Raw genomic sequence first — 18465 nt, 5'->3', positions numbered from 1 at the left:
GGACCGCGCCCGCGCCCGGAACTCATCGCGGGACGCCCCGGGCGGCGGGCGCCAGGGCCGCGCGCCCGTACTCCGGCTAGGCTCAGGGCCGTACGACCCTGATCCGAGGCACGAGGGAGGCCGGGGATGACGTCGGCGCCGGGGCGCAGGAGCAGTATCTTCACGCGGCTGCTGCGGCACGGTTTCACCGATCCGTCCGCCGCCGAACGGCTGCTCGACAGCGACGGGCTGGCGGCCGTGCGCGACGACCCGGTGCTGCTGGACGCCCTCGGCCAGACCGCCGATCCCGATCTCGCGCTGCTCGGCCTGGTGCGGCTGCTCGAGGCGCAGGACGGGCCCACCGCCCACCAGGAACTGCTGGACACCCTGATAGCGGCCAAGCCGCTGCGGGACCGGCTGCTCGGGGTGCTCGGCGCGTCCGAGGCGCTCGCCGACCATCTGGCCCGCCACCCCAGCGACTGGCAGGCCCTGGTCACCTACGAGCCGCGCGACCTCCACCCCGGCGTCCAGGAGTTCGCACGCGGCCTCGCCGACGCCGGCGACCCCGTCGCGCTCCGCGTCGCCTACCGGCGCTGCCTGCTGTCCATCGCCGCCCGCGACGTCTGCGGCACCATCGAGGTCGCCGAGACCGCGGCCGAGCTCGCCGACCTGGCCACCGCCACCCTGCGCGCCGCCCTCGCCCTCGCACAGGCCGACGCGCCGGAGGACGCCGCCCTCTGCCGGCTCGCGGTGATCGCGATGGGCAAGTGCGGCGGACACGAGCTGAACTACGTTTCCGACGTCGACGTGATCTTCGTGGGGGAGGCGGCCGGCGGGGCCGACGAGGACAAGGCGCTGCGCGCCGCGACCCGGCTGGCCTCGCACCTGATGCGGATCTGCTCCGAGACCACCGTCGAGGGCTCCATCTGGCCCGTCGACGCCAATCTGCGCCCGGAGGGCCGCAACGGGCCGCTGGTGCGCACCCTCGCCTCCCACCTCGCCTACTACCAGCGCTGGGCGAAGACCTGGGAGTTCCAGGCGCTGCTCAAGGCCCGCCCGGTCGCCGGCGACCTCGCGCTCGGCGAGGAGTACGTGGCCGCGGTCCAGCCGCTGGTGTGGCAGGCCGCCGAGCGGGAGAACTTCGTCGCCGACGTGCAGAAGATGCGCCGCCGGGTGGTCGAGAACATCCCCGCCGCAGAGATAGACCGCCAGCTCAAGCTCGGCCCCGGCGGGCTGCGGGACGTCGAGTTCGCCGTGCAGCTGCTCCAGCTGGTGCACGGACGCGCCGACGCCTCCCTGCGCAGCGGCACCACCCTCGACGCGCTCAAGGCCCTCGCCGCCGGCGGCTACGTGGGGCGGGCCGACGCCGCCCAGCTCGACGACGCCTACCGCTTCCTGCGCTCCATGGAACACCGCATCCAGCTGCACCGGCTGCGCCGCACCCACCTCGTCCCCGAGGGCGAGACCGACCTGCGCCGGCTGGCCCGCTCCCTGGGCCTGCGCACCGAGCCGGTCACCACCCTCAGCCGGGAGTGGAAGCGGCACGCCTCCGTCGTACGGCGGCTGCACGAGAAGCTGTTCTACCGGCCGCTGCTCGACGCCGTCGCCGCGCTCGCCCCCGGTGAGGCCCGGCTCAGCGCCGAGGCGGCCCGGGAACGCATGGTGGCCCTCGGGTACGCCGACCCGGCCGCCGCGCTCCGCCACCTGGAGGCGCTGGCGTCCGGCGTCACCCGCAAGGCCGCCATCCAGCGCACCCTGCTGCCGGTGCTGCTCGGCTGGTTCGCCGACTCCGCCGACCCCGACGCCGGTCTGCTGAACTTCCGCAAGGTCTCCGACGCGCTCGGCAAGACCCCCTGGTACCTGCGGCTGCTGCGCGACGAGGGCGCCGCCGCCGAGAACCTCGCCCGGGTGCTCTCCGCCGGGCGGCTCGCCCCCGACCTGCTGATGCGCGCCCCCGAGGCGGTGGCGCTGCTCGGCGACGGCGACGGCGGGGGACTCACCCCCCGCTCCCGCGCCTCGCTGGAGCAGGAGGTCCTCGCCGCCGTCCGCCGCGCCGACAACGCCACCCAGGGCGTCACCGCCGCCCGCGGGGTGCGCCGCCGCGAGATGTTCCGCACGTCGGCCGCCGACATCGTCGGCTCCTACGGCACCGAGTCCCAGCCCGCCGAGGCCGACCAGGGCGCCCTGGTGGACCTGGTCGGCGGCGCGGTGTCGGACCTGACGGCCGCCACCCTCGCCGGCACGCTGCGCGCGGTGGTCCGGGAGGGCTGGGGGGACACCCTCCCCACCCGGTTCGCCATCATCGGCATGGGCCGCTTCGGCGGGCACGAACTGGGCTACGGCTCCGACGCCGACGTCCTGTTCGTCCACGAACCGCGCGACGGCGCCGACGAACGGGAAGCGGCCGAGGCCGCGAACAAGGTCGTCGCCGAGATGCGCAGGCTGCTCCAGGCCCCCAGCGCCGACCCGCCGCTGCTGATCGACGCCGACCTGCGCCCGGAGGGCAAGTCCGGCCCGCTGGTGCGCACCCTGAAGTCGTACGAGGCGTACTACCGGCGCTGGTCGCTGGTGTGGGAGCGGCACGCGCTGCTGCGCGCCGAACCCGTCGCCGGGGACGAGGAGCTGGGCCGCCGCTTCACCGAGCTGATCGACCCGCTGCGCTACCCGGCCGAGGGCCTCGACGAGGAAGCCGTCCGCGAGATCCGGCGGCTGAAGGCCCGCATGGAGTCCGAGCGGCTGCCGCGCGGCGCCGACCCCAAGCTGCACGCCAAACTCGGCCCGGGCGGGCTGTCCGACGTGGAGTGGACCGTGCAGCTGCTCCAGCTGCGGCACGCGGCGCGGGAACCGGGCCTGCGCACCACCCGCACGCGGGAGGCGCTGGCCGCCGCCCGCGCGGCCGGGCTGATCTCCGAGGAGGACGCCTGCATCCTCGACGAGGCGTGGGTGCTGGCCACCCGGGTGCGCAACGCCGTGATGCTGGTGCGGGGGCGCGCCGGGGACACCTTCCCGACCGCGCCGCGGGAACTGGGCGCCGTGGGCCGCTACCTGGGCTACGGCCCCGGGCACGCGGGCGACATGCTCGACGCGTACCGGCGCACGGCACGACGGGCGCGGGGCGTGGTGGAGGAGCTGTTCTACGGCGGGTCGTAGGGTCCGCGGGCGCTCGTCGCCGCTCCGGGACCCCCACTCACTCACCCCTGCTTCGGCACCCGGATCCGCTCGGCGGCGTCCACGGCCTCGGAGGCGTTCGAGGTGCCGGTGGAGGGCGCGGCGACCGGCGCGTCCGGGGCCCGTTCCTGCCGCGCGGGTCCCCTCAGCCGTGCCTTCCGCGCGGGTTCCTCCACCCGCCGGGGCAGGGCGTACGGCTGACGGCCGTACCAGGCCAGCGCGATGCCGTAGCCGACGGCCAGGCAGACCACCCCGCCCACCGCGTCCAGCCAGAAGTGGTTGGCGGTGGCGACGATGACGACCAGGGTGGCCACCGGGTACACCAGGCCGAGCACCCGCGCCCAGGGGACGGTCGCCAGCGCGAAGATCGTCAGACCGGCCCAGAGCGACCAGCCGATGTGCATCGACGGCATCGCCGCGTACTGGTTGGACATGTTCTTCAGGTCGCCGGAGGCCATCGACCCCCAGGTCTGGTGGACCAGCACGGTGTCGACGAAGTCCTGGCCGTTCATCAGCCGGGGCGGGGCGAGCGGATACAGGTAGTAGCCGACCAGCGCGAAGCCCGTCGTGGTGAACAGCACCAGTCTGGTCGCCGCGTACCGGCCGGGGTGACTACGGTAGAGCCACACCAGGACACCCAGCGTCACCACGAAGTGCAAGGTGGCGTAGTAGTAGTTCATGCCGACGATGAGCCAAGTCACCGCATTGACGGCCTGGTTGAAGGACTCCTCGAAGGCCAGGCCCAGTCGCCCCTCGAACTGCCAGATCCAGTCGGCGTTGCGCAGGGCCTCGGCCCGCTGCTCGGGCACCGCGTTGCGGATGAGTGAGTACGTCCAGTAACTCACCGCGATCAGGAGGATCTCGAACCACAGCCGCGGCCGGCGGGGGGCGCGCGGGCGGAGCAGCCCGCGCCGCCCCGCCGTCTCGTCCGCGACGGGGTGCGCTACGGCCTGTTCCTGGCCTTCGAGCGTGGTCACGGTCGGGTCACCCATGGGCACAGAGTCTGCCAGAAAAGACGTCCCCCTCTGATCATCCCTCGGTCGGGCAGGACCCGCACCTTCTCCGCCCTAAGGACGATTCCGGTCCCCAGGGGCCGAAGCGGTCGAACCGCGCACCACCAGTTCCGGCATGAACACGAACTCGCTGTGCGGTGCGGGCGTCCCGCCGATCTCCTCCAGCAGCGTGCGCACCGCGGCCTGGCCCATCGCCGGGACCGGCTTGCGGACCGTGGTCAGCGGCGGGTCGGTGAAGGCGATCAGCGGGGAGTCGTCGAAGCCGACCACCGAGATGTCCTTCGGCACGTCCAGACCGCGCTGCCGGGCGGCCCGTATCGCGCCCAGGGCCATCATGTCGCTCGCGCACACCACCGCGGTGCAGTTGCGGTCCATCAGCGCCGTGGCGGCGGCCTGGCCGCCCTCCAGCGTGTACAGCGAGTGCTGCACCAGCTCCGTCTCGACCGTCTCGGCCGTCAGGCCCAGTTGCTCCTGCACGGCGCGCACGAAGCCCTCGATCTTGCGCTGCACCGGCACGAACCGCTTCGGCCCGAGCGCCAGCCCGATCCGGGTGTGCCCGAGGGAGGCGAGGTGGGTGACGGCGAGCGCCATCGCGGCCCGGTCGTCGGGGGAGATGAACGGCGCCTGCACCTTCGGCGAGAAACCGTCCACGAGGACGAACGGCACGCCCTGTGCCCGCAGTCGCTCGTAGCGCTGCATGTCGGCGGTGGTGTCGGCGTGCAGCCCGGAGACGTAGATGATGCCGGCCACCCCGCGGTCCACGAGCATCTCGGTGAGCTCGTCCTCGGTCGACCCGCCCGGGGTCTGGGTGGCGAGCACCGGCGTGTAGCCCTGCCGGGTCAGCGCCTGCCCGATCACCTGGGCCAGCGCCGGGAAGATCGGATTCTCCAGCTCGGGCGTGATCAGCCCGACGAGGCCCTCGCTGCGCTGCCGCAGCCGCACCGGGCGCTCGTAGCCCAGGACGTCGAGGGCGGCGAGCACGGACTGGCGGGTGGTGGCGGCGACGCCCGGCTTCCCGTTCAGGACCCGGCTGACGGTCGCCTCGCTCACCCCCGCCTGAGCAGCGATATCAGCAAGCCGTGTGGTCACAGGACCGGACTGTAGCTGCCGGTTCTCACCTTGCCCACCGATCGGACGCCTGGTGCGCGCCGTGGGACGGCCCGTCGCGGGCTGCTGGGTCATCGCGATCCCTCAAGTCGTGGTCGGCGTCCGGTCCGCAAGGGATGATTCCCCCGGCGACAACGGATGGCAAGTGCTTGCAGAGTCTTGCACAACAGTCCGAACCCCCGCCGTACGGGCGGAAAGCCGGGTCGCGCCACGGTCGAGAACAGGTCACGGCGGCATAACTCTCGACCCCGCTTGCAAAACTTTTCTGCAAGGTCTTTCGGAAAAGTTCCAGCGCTGTTACGTTCACGTCGCCCGGCGGCTCCATCGGCGCAGTCGGCACGATTCGCAGGACGGCAGACGGGGCCGCACCTGCACTCACGGGCTTAACCCTCAAGGAGAACCTCATGCGGCGTGGCATAGCGGCCACCGCGCTGGTGGCGTCCCTCGCCCTCGCGGCGACGGCCTGCGGCGGCGACAGCGACAGCGGCGACAAGGCCGGCGGCCCGGTCACCATCACCTGGTGGGACACCTCCAACGCGACCAACGAGGCGCCGACCTACCAGGCCCTGGTCAAGGAGTTCGAGGCCGCCAACAAGAACATCAAGGTCAAGTTCGTCAACGTCCCCTTCGACCAGGCGCAGAACAAGTTCGACACCGCCGCCGGTTCCAAGGGCGCCCCCGACGTGCTGCGCTCCGAGGTCGGCTGGACCCCCGCGTTCGCCAAGAAGGGCTTCTTCCTGCCGCTGGACGGCACCGAGGCCCTCGCCGAGCAGGACAAGTTCAAGCCCAACCTGCTCGAGCAGGCCAAGTACGAGGGCAAGACCTACGGCGTCCCCTTCACCACGGACACCCTCGCCTTCGTCTACAACAAGGCGCTGTTCGCGAAGGCCGGCGTCGAGGCCCCCAAGACCTGGGACGACCTGAAGAAGGCCGCCGCCACCGTCAAGGACAAGACCGGCGTCGACGGCTACTGGGGCTCCACCCAGGGCTACTACGCCCAGTCCTTCCTGTACGGCGAGGGCACCGACATGGTCGACGCCGACGCCAAGAAGATCACCGTGAAGTCGCCCGAGGCCGAGAAGGCCTACGGCACCTGGCTGAGCCTCTTCGAGGGCAAGGGCCTGCACAAGGCCGACGTGACCGCCGACGCCTACGCCCACATCCAGGACGCGTTCGTCAACGGCAAGGTCGCCTCGATCATCCAGGGCCCGTGGGAGATCACCAACTTCTACAAGGGCTCGGCGTTCAAGGACAAGGACAACCTCGGCATCGCCACCGTCCCGGCCGGCTCCGCCGGCAAGGCGGGCGCCCCGACCGGCGGCCACAACCTCTCGGTCTACGCGGGCTCCACGAAGGAGAAGCAGGAGGCCGCGCTGAAGTTCGTGAACTTCATGACCTCGGCCAAGGCGCAGGAGACCATCGCGCTGAAGAACTCCACGCTGCCCACGCGTGACGACGCCTACACCGACCAGGTCAAGGCCGACCCGGGCATCGCCGGCTACCAGACGGTCCTCTCGGCCGCCCAGCCGCGCCCGGCCCTGCCCGAGTACAGCTCGCTGTGGGGTCCGATGGACACCGAGCTGCCGCAGATCGCCGGCGGCAAGAAGTCCCTGGACAAGGGCCTGAGCGACGCGGAGGCGGCGATCACCAAGCTGGTGCCGGACTTCAGCAAGTAACGCCCGTGTGGCCGCCGGACCCGCTTCCAGGAGGGGAGGGTCCGGCGGTCGCCGGCCTGTGTGCCGTCCCCCTTGATCATCCAGAAGGTGCCGAACCATGACAGTCGCCATCGACCGTGCGACCGGCAAGCGCCGCGGTGACCGCGCGCCCCGCCCCGGGCCGGTCAGCCGCCTGAAGCGCGGTTACCAGAAGTACTGGTACGCCTACGCCATGATCGCGCCGGTGGCGCTGGTGCTCGGCGTCATCGTGCTGTACCCCCTCGCGTACGGCTTCTACCTCACGCTCACCGACGCCGACAGCCTCAACTCGGCCCGCACCATCGGCGTCAACGAGATCGAGGCCACCTACAAGTTCATCGGCATCGACAACTACGCCGACATCCTGTGGGGCGAGACGGCCTACGACCGCTTCTGGTCCAAGTTCATCTGGACGATCGTGTGGACGGCCGCCTGTGTCGCCCTGCACTACGGCATCGGCCTGGGCCTGGCCCTGCTGCTCAACCAGAAGCTGCGCGGCCGCACCCTCTACCGGCTGATCCTGATCCTGCCGTGGGCCGTGCCGACCTTCGTCACCGTCTTCGGCTGGCGCTTCATGCTCGCCGACGCCGGCATCATCAACTCCGGCCTGGACTTCCTCGGCCTGCCGACACCGGCCTGGCTGGAGGACACCTTCTGGCAGCGGTTCTCCGCCATCATGGTCAACACCTGGTGCGGTGTGCCCTTCATGATGATCTCCCTGCTCGGCGGGCTGCAGTCCATCGACGCCACCCTGTACGAGGCGGCCGAGATGGACGGCGCGACCGCCTGGCAGCGATTCCGCCACGTCACCCTGCCCGGCCTGCGCTCGGTCAGCTCCACCGTGGTCCTGCTCGGCATCATCTGGACCTTCAACCAGTTCGCCGTGATCTTCCTGCTGTTCGGCAACACCGCGCCGGACGCGCAGATCCTCGTGACCTGGGCCTACTACCTCGGCTTCGGACAGCAGCCGCGCGAGTTCGCCGAGTCCGCGGCCTACGGCATGCTGCTGCTGGCCATCCTGGTCGTCTTCACCTCCTTCTACCGCCGCTGGCTGAACCGCAATGAGCAGCAGCTCGCGATCTGAGGCAGGAGTTCCCATGAGCACCTCTACCGTCACCCCCCCTGCTGCTCCGGCGGACCGGCCTGCCGACGACAAGACCCCGGCCCGCGGGACCCGCCGGCGCGGCGAGGTGAGCCCGCTCGCGAAGCTCACCTCGCACGGCGTCCTGACCGTGGCCGCCCTGATCGCGCTGTTCCCGGTCGCCTGGCTGGTCTTCCTGTCCCTCGGCCCCGACCCGGACGACTACCTGCGTCCCGGCGGCATCTGGGGCAAAATGACGCTGGACAACTACACACACGTCCTGCAGGACACGAACTTCTTCGACTGGCTGAAGAGCTCGCTGATCGTCTCGCTCGGGACCACGGTCATCGGCGTCTTCGTCGCCGCCACCACCGGCTACGCGGTCTCCCGGATGCGCTTCCCGGGGTACAAGAAGTTCATGTGGGTGCTTCTGCTCACCCAGATGTTCCCGGTGGCCGTCCTGATGGTGCCGATGTACCAGATCCTCTCGGACCTGCAGCTCATCGACACCTACTTCGGACTCATCCTCGTCTACTGCTCGACGGCGGTGCCGTACTGCGCCTGGCTGATGAAGGGCTACTTCGACACCATCCCGTTCGAGATCGACGAGGCGGGACGCGTCGACGGACTGACCCCCATCGGCACCTTCCTGCGGCTGATCCTCCCGCTGGCCCGGCCCGGTCTCGCGGTCGCCGCGTTCTACAGCTTCATCACCGCGTTCGGCGAGGTCGCCTTCGCCACGACGTTCATGCTCGACGACGAGAAGTACACCCTCGCCGTCGGTCTGCAGAGCTTCGTCAGCGAGCACGACGCACAGCGCAACCTCATGGCCGCCACCGCGGTCCTGATCGCGATCCCGGTCTCCGCGTTCTTCTACCTCGTGCAGAAGAACCTGGTCACCGGCCTCACGGCCGGCGGCACGAAGGGCTGATCCCCCTTCGGGCAACGACTCCCGCGCGCCTGACTCGCGCGGGTAGGCGGCCGCGGTGCCCATCCGACCCCGCTGTCACCGCGGCCGCCTCGTCTCCCGCCCGACCACCGCCGACCCCCACTCGCTTCCCCGACCGCACTCGTATCAAGGACGACATGAGCCAGCAGCACTCCGCCGCCCCGGCCCCGACCCCCACGACCGACGCGGCCGTCGCCACCGTCGCGCGGCGCCGCGACTGGTGGCGGGACGCGGTGATCTACCAGGTGTACCCGCGCAGCTTCGCCGACAGCAACGGCGACGGCATGGGCGACCTGGAGGGCATCCGCGCCCGTCTGCCGTACCTGCGCGACCTCGGCGTGGACGCCGTGTGGCTCAGCCCCTTCTACGCCTCCCCGCAGGCCGACGCCGGCTACGACGTCGCCGACTACCGCGCCGTCGACCCGATGTTCGGCACCCTGCTCGACGCGGACGCGCTGATCCGCGACGCCCACGGACTGGGCCTGCGAATCATCGTCGACCTGGTGCCCAACCACTCCTCCGACCAGCACGAGTGGTTCAAGCGCGCCCTCGCCGAGGGCCCCGGGTCGCCCTCGCGCGACCGCTACCACTTCCGCCCCGGCAAGGGGGAGAACGGCGAACTGCCGCCCAACGACTGGGAGTCGATCTTCGGCGGCCCGGCCTGGACCCGCGTCACCGAGCCCGACGGCACCCCGGGCGAGTGGTACCTGCACCTCTTCGCGCCCGAGCAGCCCGACTTCAACTGGGAGCACCCGGCCGTCGGCGACGAGTTCCGCTCCATCCTGCGGTTCTGGCTGGACATGGGCGTGGACGGCTTCCGCATCGACGTCGCCCACGGCATGGTGAAGGCCGAGGGCCTGCCGGACCTCGGAGACCACGAGCAGCTCAAGCTGCTGGGCAACGATGTCATGCCGTTCTTCGACCAGGACGGCGTGCACGACATCTACCGGCAGTGGCGCCTGATCCTCGACGAGTACTCGGGTGAGCGCATTTTCGTCGCCGAGGCGTGGACCCCGACGGTCGAGCGCACCGCCCACTACGTGCGCCCCGACGAGCTGCACCAGGCGTTCAACTTCCAGTACCTGGGCACCCACTGGGACGCCGAGGAGCTGCGCACCGTCATCGACCGCACGCTGGACGCCATGCGTCCGGTCGGCGCCCCCGCCACCTGGGTGCTGTCCAACCACGACGTCACCCGGCACGCCACCCGTTTCGCCAACCCGCCCGGCCTCGGCACGCAGATCCGGCTGGCCGGCGACCGCGAGCTGGGCCTGCGCCGGGCCCGCGCGGCGACCCTGCTGATGCTGGCCCTGCCCGGTTCGGCCTACGTCTACCAGGGCGAGGAGCTCGGCCTGCCCGACGTCGTGGACCTCCCCGACGAGGTGCGCCAGGACCCGGCGTACTTCCGGGGCGCCGGCCAGGACGGCTACCGCGACGGCTGCCGGGTGCCGATCCCGTGGACCCGCGAGGGCTCGTCGTACGGATTCGGCGACGGCGGCAGCTGGCTGCCGCAGCCGGAGGGCTGGGGCGAGCTGAGCGTCGAGGCGCAGACCGGCACGCCCGGCTCGACCCTGGAGCTGTACCGCAGCGCGCTCGCGGTGCGCCGGGACCAGGCCGACCTCGGCGCGGGGGACGCGGTGGAGTGGCTGCCGGCCCCGGAGGGCGTCCTGGCCTTCCGCCGCGGGGACTTCGTCTGCGTCGCGAACACCACGGGCGAGCCGGTGACCGTGCCCGCGTACGGCCGGGTGCTGATCGCCAACGCCGAGGTCGCCGAGACCGGCGGCGAGGCGAGGGTCCCGGCGGACACCACCGTGTGGTGGACCGCGGGCTGACGCCCCCCGTCCGGCAACTTTTTTCCTTGAAGTTGGTACGGCCCGCTGCCCTTTCGGGTGGCGGGCCTCTAACATCTGCGTTGCCGCAAGGTTGCTGAAGATTTCTGCAAGAAGCTTCAACCAACTCCGGCGGTATCCCCACACCCTTCGATGAAGAAGGAACCCCACATGGCACGCAGAACCCTCGCCCTCGCCACCGCGCTCGCGGCAGCCTCGGTTGTCATGACCCCGACCGGGGCGCAGGCCTCCCCGCCCGGCGCCAAGGACGTCACCGCCGTCCTCTTCGAGTGGAACTTCGCCTCGGTCGCCCGCGAGTGCACCAGCACCCTGGGCCCCGCCGGCTACGGATACGTCCAGGTCTCCCCGCCCGCCGAGCACATACAGGGCGCGCAGTGGTGGACGTCGTACCAGCCCGTCAGCTACAGGATCGCCGGGCGGCTCGGCGACCGGACCGCCTTCAAGAACATGGTCGACACGTGTCACGCGGCCGGCGTGAAGGTCGTCGCCGACACGGTCATCAACCACATGTCCGCCGGGAACGGCACCGGCACCGGCGGTTCGTCGTACACGAAGTACAACTACCCGGGCCTGTACTCCTCGTACGACTTCGACAACTGCACCTCGCAGATCACCAACTACGGCGACCGCGGGAACGTCCAGAACTGCGAACTGGTCGGCCTCGCCGACCTCGACACCGGCGAGGACTACGTCCGCGGAGCCATCGCCCGGTACATGAACGACCTGCTCTCCCTGGGGGTGGACGGCTTCCGCATCGACGCGGCCAAGCACATGCCGGCCGCCGACCTCGCCAACATCAAGTCCCGCCTGACCAACCCGGGCGCCTACTGGAAGCAGGAGGTCATCTTCGGCGCGGGCGAGGCCGTCCAGCCCACCGAGTACACGGGCAACGGCGACGTCCAGGAGTTCCGCTACGCCTACGACCTCAAGAGGGTCTTCAACAACGAGAACCTCGCCTACCTGAAGAACTACGGCGAGGGCTGGGGCTACATGAACAGCTCCGTCTCCGGCGTCTTCGTCGACAACCACGACACCGAGCGCAACGGCAGCACCCTGTCCTACAAGGACAACGCCACCTACACCCTGGCCAACGTCTTCATGCTGGCCTGGCCCTACGGCGCCCCGGACATCAACTCCGGCTACGAGTTCTCCGACCACGACGCCGGCCCGCCCAACGGCGGCCAGGTGAACGCCTGCTGGCAGAACGGCTGGAAGTGCCAGCACAACTGGCCGGAGATCAAGTCCATGGTGGGCTTCCGCAACGCCACCCGCGGCCAGGCGGTCACCAACTGGTGGGACAACGGGGGCGACGCCATCGCCTTCGGCCGCGGCAACAGGGGCTTCGTGGCCATCAACCACGAGTCCGGCTCCCTGACCCGCACCTACCAGACCTCCCTCCCGGCGGGCACGTACTGCAACGTGCAGAACAACACCCCCGTGACGGTCAACGGTTCGGGACAGCTGACCGCCACCCTGGGCGCCAACACGGCGCTCGCGGTGTACGCCGGCAAGTCCGGCTGCTGAACACGCGCCGGTCGCCCCGCCGTTCACGGGCGGCGGCGCGACCGGCGTCTCCGGTGCAATTCCTTACCGTTACTTTCAGAACCCTTGCTGTAAAGCTTTCAACGGCGATAACGTCACGCCGACGCTCCGGTGACGTGGCCGAAACAGGCCGTGCCGTGCCGTGGCGTGGGGTCGGACCCAATGAGCCGTAAGCACAAGGAGTTCACGCCTTGATACCCAGATGGCCCGCGCCCCCGGGGCGCCGCACCGCACGGGGACGGCGCATCGCCGCCGTGACCGTGGCCGCGCTCGCCGCGGCGCTCGTGCAGCCGCTCGCCGCCCGCGCAGCCACCCCGCCCGCGCCCCCCTCGGACGCGAAGCTCGCCTCGTCGCCGGCGCGACACGACCTGACCCGCGAGCAGTTCTACTTCGTCCTGCCGGACCGCTTCGCCAACGGCGACCCGAAGAACGACCGCGGCGGGCTGACCGGCTCACGCCTCACCCACGGGTACGACCCCACCGACAAGGGCTTCTACCAGGGCGGCGACCTCAAGGGCCTGACGAAGAACCTCGACTACATCAAGGGCCTCGGCACCACCGCCATCTGGATGGCGCCGATCTTCAAGAACCAGCCCGTGCAGGGCACCGGCAAGGACGCCTCCGCCGGCTACCACGGCTACTGGATCACCGACTTCACCCAGGTCGACCCGCACTTCGGCACCAACGAGGACCTCGAGACCCTCATCGACAAGGCCCACGCCAAGGGCATGAAGGTCTTCTTCGACGTCATCACCAACCACACCGCCGACGTCGTCGACTACGAGGAGAAGTCCTACGGCTACCTCTCCAAGGGCGCCTTCCCGTACCTGACGAAGGACGGCGAGCCCTTCGACGACACCGACTACGCCGACGGCACCCGGCCGTTCCCGCGGGTGGACGCCGGTTCCTTCCCGCGCACCCCCCGGGTGCCCGACGCGAAGAAGCGCGTCAAGGTCCCCGCCTGGCTCAACGACCCGACGATGTACCACAACCGCGGCGACTCCACCTTCGCCGGGGAGTCCAGCGAGTACGGCGACTTCTCCGGCCTCGACGACCTGTGGACCGAGCGTCCCGAGGTCGTCGACGGCATGGAGAAGATCTACCAGCGCTGGGTCAGGGACTTCGACATCGACGGCTTCCGGATCGACACCGTGAAGCACGTCAACATGGAGTTCTGGACCCAGTGGGCCACCGCCCTGGACGCCTACGCGGCCAAGCGGGGCCGGGACGACTTCTTCATGTTCGGCGAGGTCTACTCCGCCGACACCGACGTCACCGCCCCCTACGTCACCGAGGGCCGCCTCGACGCCACGCTCGACTTCCCGTTCCAGGAGGCGGCCCGCCAGTACGCCTCCCAGGGCGGCAGCGCCGGGAAGCTCGCCTCCGTCTTCGGCGCCGACCACAAGTACACGACCGACAGGGCCAACGCCTACGAGCAGGTCACCTTCCTCGGCAACCACGACATGGGCCGCATCGGGACGTTCCTGAAGCAGGACAACCCGGGGGCCTCCGACGCGGAACTGCTGAAGAAGGACATGCTCGCCAACGAGCTGATGTTCCTCAGCCGCGGCAACCCGGTCGTCTACTACGGCGACGAGCAGGGCTTCACCGGCGCCGGCGGCGACAAGGACGCCCGCCAGACCCTCTTCGCCTCCCGCACGGCCGACTACCTCGACGACGACCTGATCGGCTCCGATCGCACCCACGCCGAGGACACCTACGACACGCGCTCGCCGCTCTACCGGCAGATCAGCGCACTCGCGCAGCTGCGCAAGGCCCACCCGGCCCTGACCGACGGCATCCAGCAGGAGCGGTACGCCGCCGACGGCGCGGGCGTCTACGCCTTCTCCCGCACCGGCACGGGCAAGGACACCACCGAGTACGTCGTCGCCTTCAACAACGCCGGCGAGACGAAGCGGGCCACCTTCCCGACCGGCTCCGCCCGCATGGCCTTCAAGGGCCTGTACGGCACCGACGCCACCGTCACCAGCGACGCCGACAAGAAGATCACCGTCACCGTCCCGGCGGGCTCGGCGATCGTCCTCAAGGCCTCCGGCCCGCTCGGCAAGCCCGCCGCGAAGCCCACGGTCACCCTGAAGGCCCCCGAGGCCGGCGCCACCGGCACCGTCGAACTCACCGCCGACGTGCGGGGCGGGCAGCTCAACCGGGTCGTCTTCGCCGCCCAGACCGGAGACGGGAAGTGGCGGACGCTCGGCTCCTCCGACCACGCCCCCCACAAGGTCACCCACACCATCGGCGAGGACGTGCCCGCCGGCACCGCCCTGCGCTACAAGGCCGTCGTCATCGACTCGGCCGGCCGCACCGCGAGCGCCCTGGCCGCCTCCACCACCGGCACCCCGCCCGTCGCGGAGCCGCCCACCGCCGCCTCCCGCGACTACGCGGTCGTCCACTACAAGCGCACCGACGGCGACTACGAGGACTGGGGCCTGTACGCGTGGGGCGACCTCGCCGCCGGCGAGGCCACCGAATGGCCGGACAGCCACCCCTTCACCGGCCGCGACGCCTACGGCGCCTTCGCCCACGTCAAGCTCAAGCCCGGCGCGTCCGACCTCGGCTTCCTCGTCATCGACAAGGACGGCAACAAGGACGTCGCCACCGACCGCACGATCGACCTCACCAGGACCGGCGAGGTCTGGATCGAGCAGGGCGAGGAACCCGTCGTCACCGAACGGCCCGAGTACCCCGCCCAGGACACCACCAAGGCGGTCCTGCACTACCACCGCGCGGACGGCGACTACGACGGCTGGGGCCTGCACACCTGGACCGGTGCCGCGGAGCCCACCGACTGGTCGAACCCCCTGGAGCCGGTGAAGACCGACACCTATGGCGCTGTCTTCGAGGTGCCGCTCGCCGCGGGTGCCACCAGCCTCAGCTACATCCTCCACAAGGGCGACGAGAAGGACCTCCCGACCGACCAGTCCCTCGACCTCAAGGCCAAGGGCCACGAGGTGTGGCTGGTGAGCGGCCAGGAGAAGTACCTGCTGCCACAGCCCGCCGGCTCCGCGGCGGCCCTCGACCTGACCACCTCCAAGGCGGTCTGGATCGACCGCGACACCCTCGTCTGGGACGGCTCCGAGGCCGCCGCCTCCACCCAGCTCCTCGCCTCCCGCACCGGCTCCGTCACGGTCCGGGACGGGACGCTGAAGAGTGGCGACGCCCGCTGGCTGCGCCTGACCAGGGCGGCGCTCACCGACGCCCAGAAGGCGAAGTTCCCGCACCTCGCCCGGGGCACCGCCTGGTCCGTCGACCCGCGCGACCGGGACCGGGTACGCGAGGCCCTGCGCGGCCAGGTCGTCGCCGCCCAGCACGCCGCGAACGGCGCGGTCCTCGCGGCGACCGGCGTGCAGGCCGCCGGCGTCCTCGACGACCTCTACGCCGCCGGCGCCACGAAGGCGCGGCTCGGCCCGGTCTTCCGCGACGGCCGCCCGACCCTCTCGGTGTGGGCACCCACCGCGCGGAACGTGTCGCTGGAGATCGGCGACCGCACCGTCCGCATGCGCCGCGACGACACGACCGGCGTCTGGTCCGTCACCGGCCCGCCCTCCTGGAAGGGCAAGGAGTACCGGTACAAGGTCGAGGTGTGGGCGCCCAGCACCCGCGAGATCACCACCAACACGGTCACCGACCCCTACTCGGTCGCCCTGACCACCGACTCCGAGCGCAGCCTCGTCGTCGACCTCGCCGACCGGCGCCTCGCCCCCAAGGGCTGGTCGTCCCTCGCCAAGCCGAAGGCGGTGCCGCTGAAGGACGCCCAGATCCAGGAACTGCACGTCCGCGACTTCTCCGTGGAGGACCGCACGGCGAAGAACCCGGGCACCTACCTGGCCTTCACCGACAAGGACAGCGACGGCAGCCGGCACCTGCGGGAGCTGGCGGAGTCCGGCACCTCCTACGTGCACCTGCTGCCCGCGTTCGACATCGCCACCATCCCCGAGAAGAAGTCCGACCAGACGCGCGTCGACTGCGACCTCGCCTCCTACCCGGCCGACTCCGCCGAGCAGCAGAAGTGCGTGGCGAAGGCCGCCGCCAAGGACGCCTACAACTGGGGCTACGACCCGTACCACTACACGGTCCCCGAGGGCTCCTACGCCACCGACCCGGACGGCACCGCCCGCACGGTCGAGTTCCGCGAGATGGTCAAGGCGCTCAACGAGGAGGGCCTCGGGGTCGTCATGGACGTGGTCTACAACCACACCGCGTCCCACGGCCAGGCGAAGACCTCGGTCCTGGACCGGATCGTGCCCGGCTACTACCAGCGGCTCCTCGCCGACGGCTCCGTCGCCAACAGCACCTGCTGCTCCAACACGGCCCCCGAGAACGCCATGATGGGCAAGCTCGTCGTCGACTCGGTCGTCACCTGGGCCAGGGAGTACAAGGTCGACGGCTTCCGCTTCGACCTCATGGGGCACCACCCCAAGGCCAACATGCTCGCCGTCCGCGAGGCCCTGGACGCCCTCACCCCGGAGAAGGACGGCGTCGACGGCAAGAAGATCATCCTGTACGGCGAGGGCTGGAACTTCGGCGAGATCGCCGACGACGTCCGCTTCGAGCAGGCCACGCAGAAGAACATGGCCGGCACCGGCATCGCCACCTTCTCCGACCGGGCCCGTGACGCCGTGCGCGGTGGCGGCCCCTTCGACGAGGACCCCGGAGTGCAGGGCTTCGCCTCCGGTCTGTACACCGACCCCAACTCCTCGAAGGGCAACGGCACCGAGGCCGAGCAGAAGGCCCGTCTCCTGCACTACCAGGACCTGATCAAGGTCGGGCTCTCCGGCAACCTCGCCGGCTACACCTTCACCGACACCAGCGGCAAGGAGGTCAAGGGCTCGCAGGTCGACTACAACGGCGCACCCGCCGGATACGCGGCCGTACCCGGTGACGCCCTCGCCTACGCGGACGCGCACGACAACGAGTCGCTGTTCGACGCGCTCGCCTTCAAGCTGCCGGAGGACACCCCGGCCGGTGACCGGGCGCGCATGCAGGTCCTCGCGATGGCGACGGCCACCCTCTCCCAGGGCCCGGCGCTCTCCCAGGCGGGCACCGACCTGCTGCGTTCCAAGTCGCTGGACCGCAACTCCTACGACAGCGGCGACTGGTTCAACGCCATCCACTGGAACTGCGCGGCCGGCAACGGCTTCGGCCGGGGGCTGCCGCCGGCCGCCGACAACGAGGACAAGTGGTCCTATGCCAAGCCCCTGCTGGGCTCGGTGCGGGTCGGCTGCCCCCAGATCCTGGGCACCACGGCGGCGTACCAGGACCTGCTGCGGATCCGCACGACGGAGAAGGTCTTCTCCCTCGACACCGCGGCCCAGGTGCAGTCCCGGCTCTCCTTCCCGCTCTCCGGGAAGGACGAGACGCCCGGTGTGATCACCATGCGGCTCGGTGACCTGGTCGTCGTGTTCAACGCCACCCCGCAGCGGCAGGAGCAGCGCGTCGGCACGCTCGCCGGGACCGGCTACCGGCTGCACCCGGTGCAGGCGGCGGGCGGGGACGCGGTCGTGAAGACCTCGTCGTACGCGAAGGGGACCGGCACGTTCACCGTTCCGGCGCGCACGGTCGCGGTGTTCACCACCGCCGGCTGACCCCGTAGGACACTGCGGTTAGTGTGAGCCCTCCTGACCTTGAACAGGAGGGCTCATGCCGCAGATCACCGTCGACTACTCCGAGCGGCTCGCGGACGGCTTCGACCGGCCCGCGTTCGCGCGGGACCTGCACACCGCCGTGGTGGAGATCGCCGCCGCCAGGCCGCCGGCGTGCAAGACCCGGTTCCGGCGGACCGAGGACGTCGTGGTCGGTCCCGACACCGGCGGGCACGCCCTGGTGCACGTCCACATCGCCCTGCTGGCCGGCCGCAGCGACGAGACCAAGGCCCGGCTCACCGAGGCCGTGCTGGACCTGCTGCGGCAGTACGTCAAGCCGTCCGAGGGGCAGACGCTGCACGCCTCCGCCGAGGTGCGGGAGCTCGACGCGTCGTACCGGAAGTTCGAGGGCGAGTAGGTCCGCGCGGGCCGGCGCGGGGGTCACGACCACTCGACGACCGGGGCCGCCGTCCTCTCCGTGC

At 70.8% G+C, this 18465-nt stretch carries 10 protein-coding genes; 8 read left to right on the top strand and 2 right to left on the bottom strand.

From position 1 onward, the window contains the following. The first annotated feature begins 126 nt into the window (after positions 1–126). Positions 127–3129, top strand: coding sequence for a bifunctional [glutamine synthetase] adenylyltransferase/[glutamine synthetase]-adenylyl-L-tyrosine phosphorylase (locus IE118_RS02220; RefSeq protein ID WP_189555499.1), 3003 nt, complete (start codon positions 127–129; stop codon positions 3127–3129). 41 nt (positions 3130–3170) lie between these two features. Here the strand turns inward: IE118_RS02220 and IE118_RS02215 are convergent, their stop codons facing one another. Next, entirely contained in the window at positions 3171–4139 is a 969-nt protein-coding gene (locus IE118_RS02215; protein WP_189555498.1) for a phosphatase PAP2 family protein, read from the bottom strand. A 75-nt stretch (positions 4140–4214) separates the two neighbouring features. Then, on the bottom strand, positions 4215–5249 hold the full coding sequence (locus IE118_RS02210) for a LacI family DNA-binding transcriptional regulator (protein ID WP_189555497.1): 1035 nt from the start codon (positions 5247–5249) through the stop codon (positions 4215–4217). A 422-nt stretch (positions 5250–5671) separates the two neighbouring features. Between IE118_RS02210 and IE118_RS02205 the strand changes: the two genes are divergently transcribed. From IE118_RS02205 to IE118_RS02175, 7 genes are all read left to right on the top strand, one after another. Beyond that, positions 5672–6943, top strand: coding sequence for an extracellular solute-binding protein (locus IE118_RS02205; protein WP_189555496.1), 1272 nt, complete (start codon positions 5672–5674; stop codon positions 6941–6943). Between the two features lie 97 nt (positions 6944–7040). Further along, a complete protein-coding gene (locus tag IE118_RS02200) occupies positions 7041–8045 on the top strand; it encodes a carbohydrate ABC transporter permease (RefSeq protein ID WP_189555495.1) in 1005 nt (334 codons plus the stop codon). A 13-nt stretch (positions 8046–8058) separates the two neighbouring features. Beyond that, positions 8059–8973, top strand: coding sequence for a sugar ABC transporter permease (locus IE118_RS02195; protein WP_189555494.1), 915 nt, complete (start codon positions 8059–8061; stop codon positions 8971–8973). A gap of 155 nt (positions 8974–9128) precedes the next feature. After that, positions 9129–10823 carry a glycoside hydrolase family 13 protein gene (locus tag IE118_RS02190; RefSeq protein ID WP_189555493.1) on the top strand — a complete coding sequence of 565 codons (1695 nt, stop codon included), beginning with the start codon at positions 9129–9131 and terminating at the stop codon, positions 10821–10823. Between the two features lie 168 nt (positions 10824–10991). After that, on the top strand, positions 10992–12365 hold the full coding sequence (locus IE118_RS02185; protein ID WP_189555492.1) for an alpha-amylase: 1374 nt from the start codon (positions 10992–10994) through the stop codon (positions 12363–12365). A 209-nt stretch (positions 12366–12574) separates the two neighbouring features. Further along, on the top strand, positions 12575–17986 hold the full coding sequence (gene pulA / locus IE118_RS02180) for a pullulanase-type alpha-1,6-glucosidase (protein ID WP_189555491.1): 5412 nt from the start codon (positions 12575–12577) through the stop codon (positions 17984–17986). Positions 17987–18041: 55 nt separating this feature from the next. Further along, on the top strand, positions 18042–18401 hold the full coding sequence (locus tag IE118_RS02175) for a 5-carboxymethyl-2-hydroxymuconate Delta-isomerase (RefSeq protein WP_189555490.1): 360 nt from the start codon (positions 18042–18044) through the stop codon (positions 18399–18401). Positions 18402–18465: the final 64 nt, after the last annotated feature.

The sequence above is a fragment of the Streptomyces pilosus genome, assembly GCF_014649835.1.
Lineage (GTDB): Bacteria > Actinomycetota > Actinomycetes > Streptomycetales > Streptomycetaceae > Streptomyces > Streptomyces pilosus.
This window is presented reverse-complemented; position numbering and strand designations above follow the sequence as displayed.

Bases quoted from the DNA above. Each gene is read 5' to 3' on its own strand.
- IE118_RS02220 (WP_189555499.1), top strand. From the start codon at position 127: ATGACGTCGGCGCCGGGGCGCAGGAGCAGTATCTTCACGCGGCTGCTG.
- IE118_RS02215 (WP_189555498.1), bottom strand. From the start codon at position 4,139: ATGGGTGACCCGACCGTGACCACGCTCGAAGGCCAGGAACAGGCCGTA.
- IE118_RS02205 (WP_189555496.1), top strand. From the start codon at position 5,672: ATGCGGCGTGGCATAGCGGCCACCGCGCTGGTGGCGTCCCTCGCCCTC.
- IE118_RS02200 (WP_189555495.1), top strand. From the start codon at position 7,041: ATGACAGTCGCCATCGACCGTGCGACCGGCAAGCGCCGCGGTGACCGC.
- IE118_RS02195 (WP_189555494.1), top strand. From the start codon at position 8,059: ATGAGCACCTCTACCGTCACCCCCCCTGCTGCTCCGGCGGACCGGCCT.
- IE118_RS02190 (WP_189555493.1), top strand. From the start codon at position 9,129: ATGAGCCAGCAGCACTCCGCCGCCCCGGCCCCGACCCCCACGACCGAC.
- IE118_RS02185 (WP_189555492.1), top strand. From the start codon at position 10,992: ATGGCACGCAGAACCCTCGCCCTCGCCACCGCGCTCGCGGCAGCCTCG.
- IE118_RS02175 (WP_189555490.1), top strand. From the start codon at position 18,042: ATGCCGCAGATCACCGTCGACTACTCCGAGCGGCTCGCGGACGGCTTC.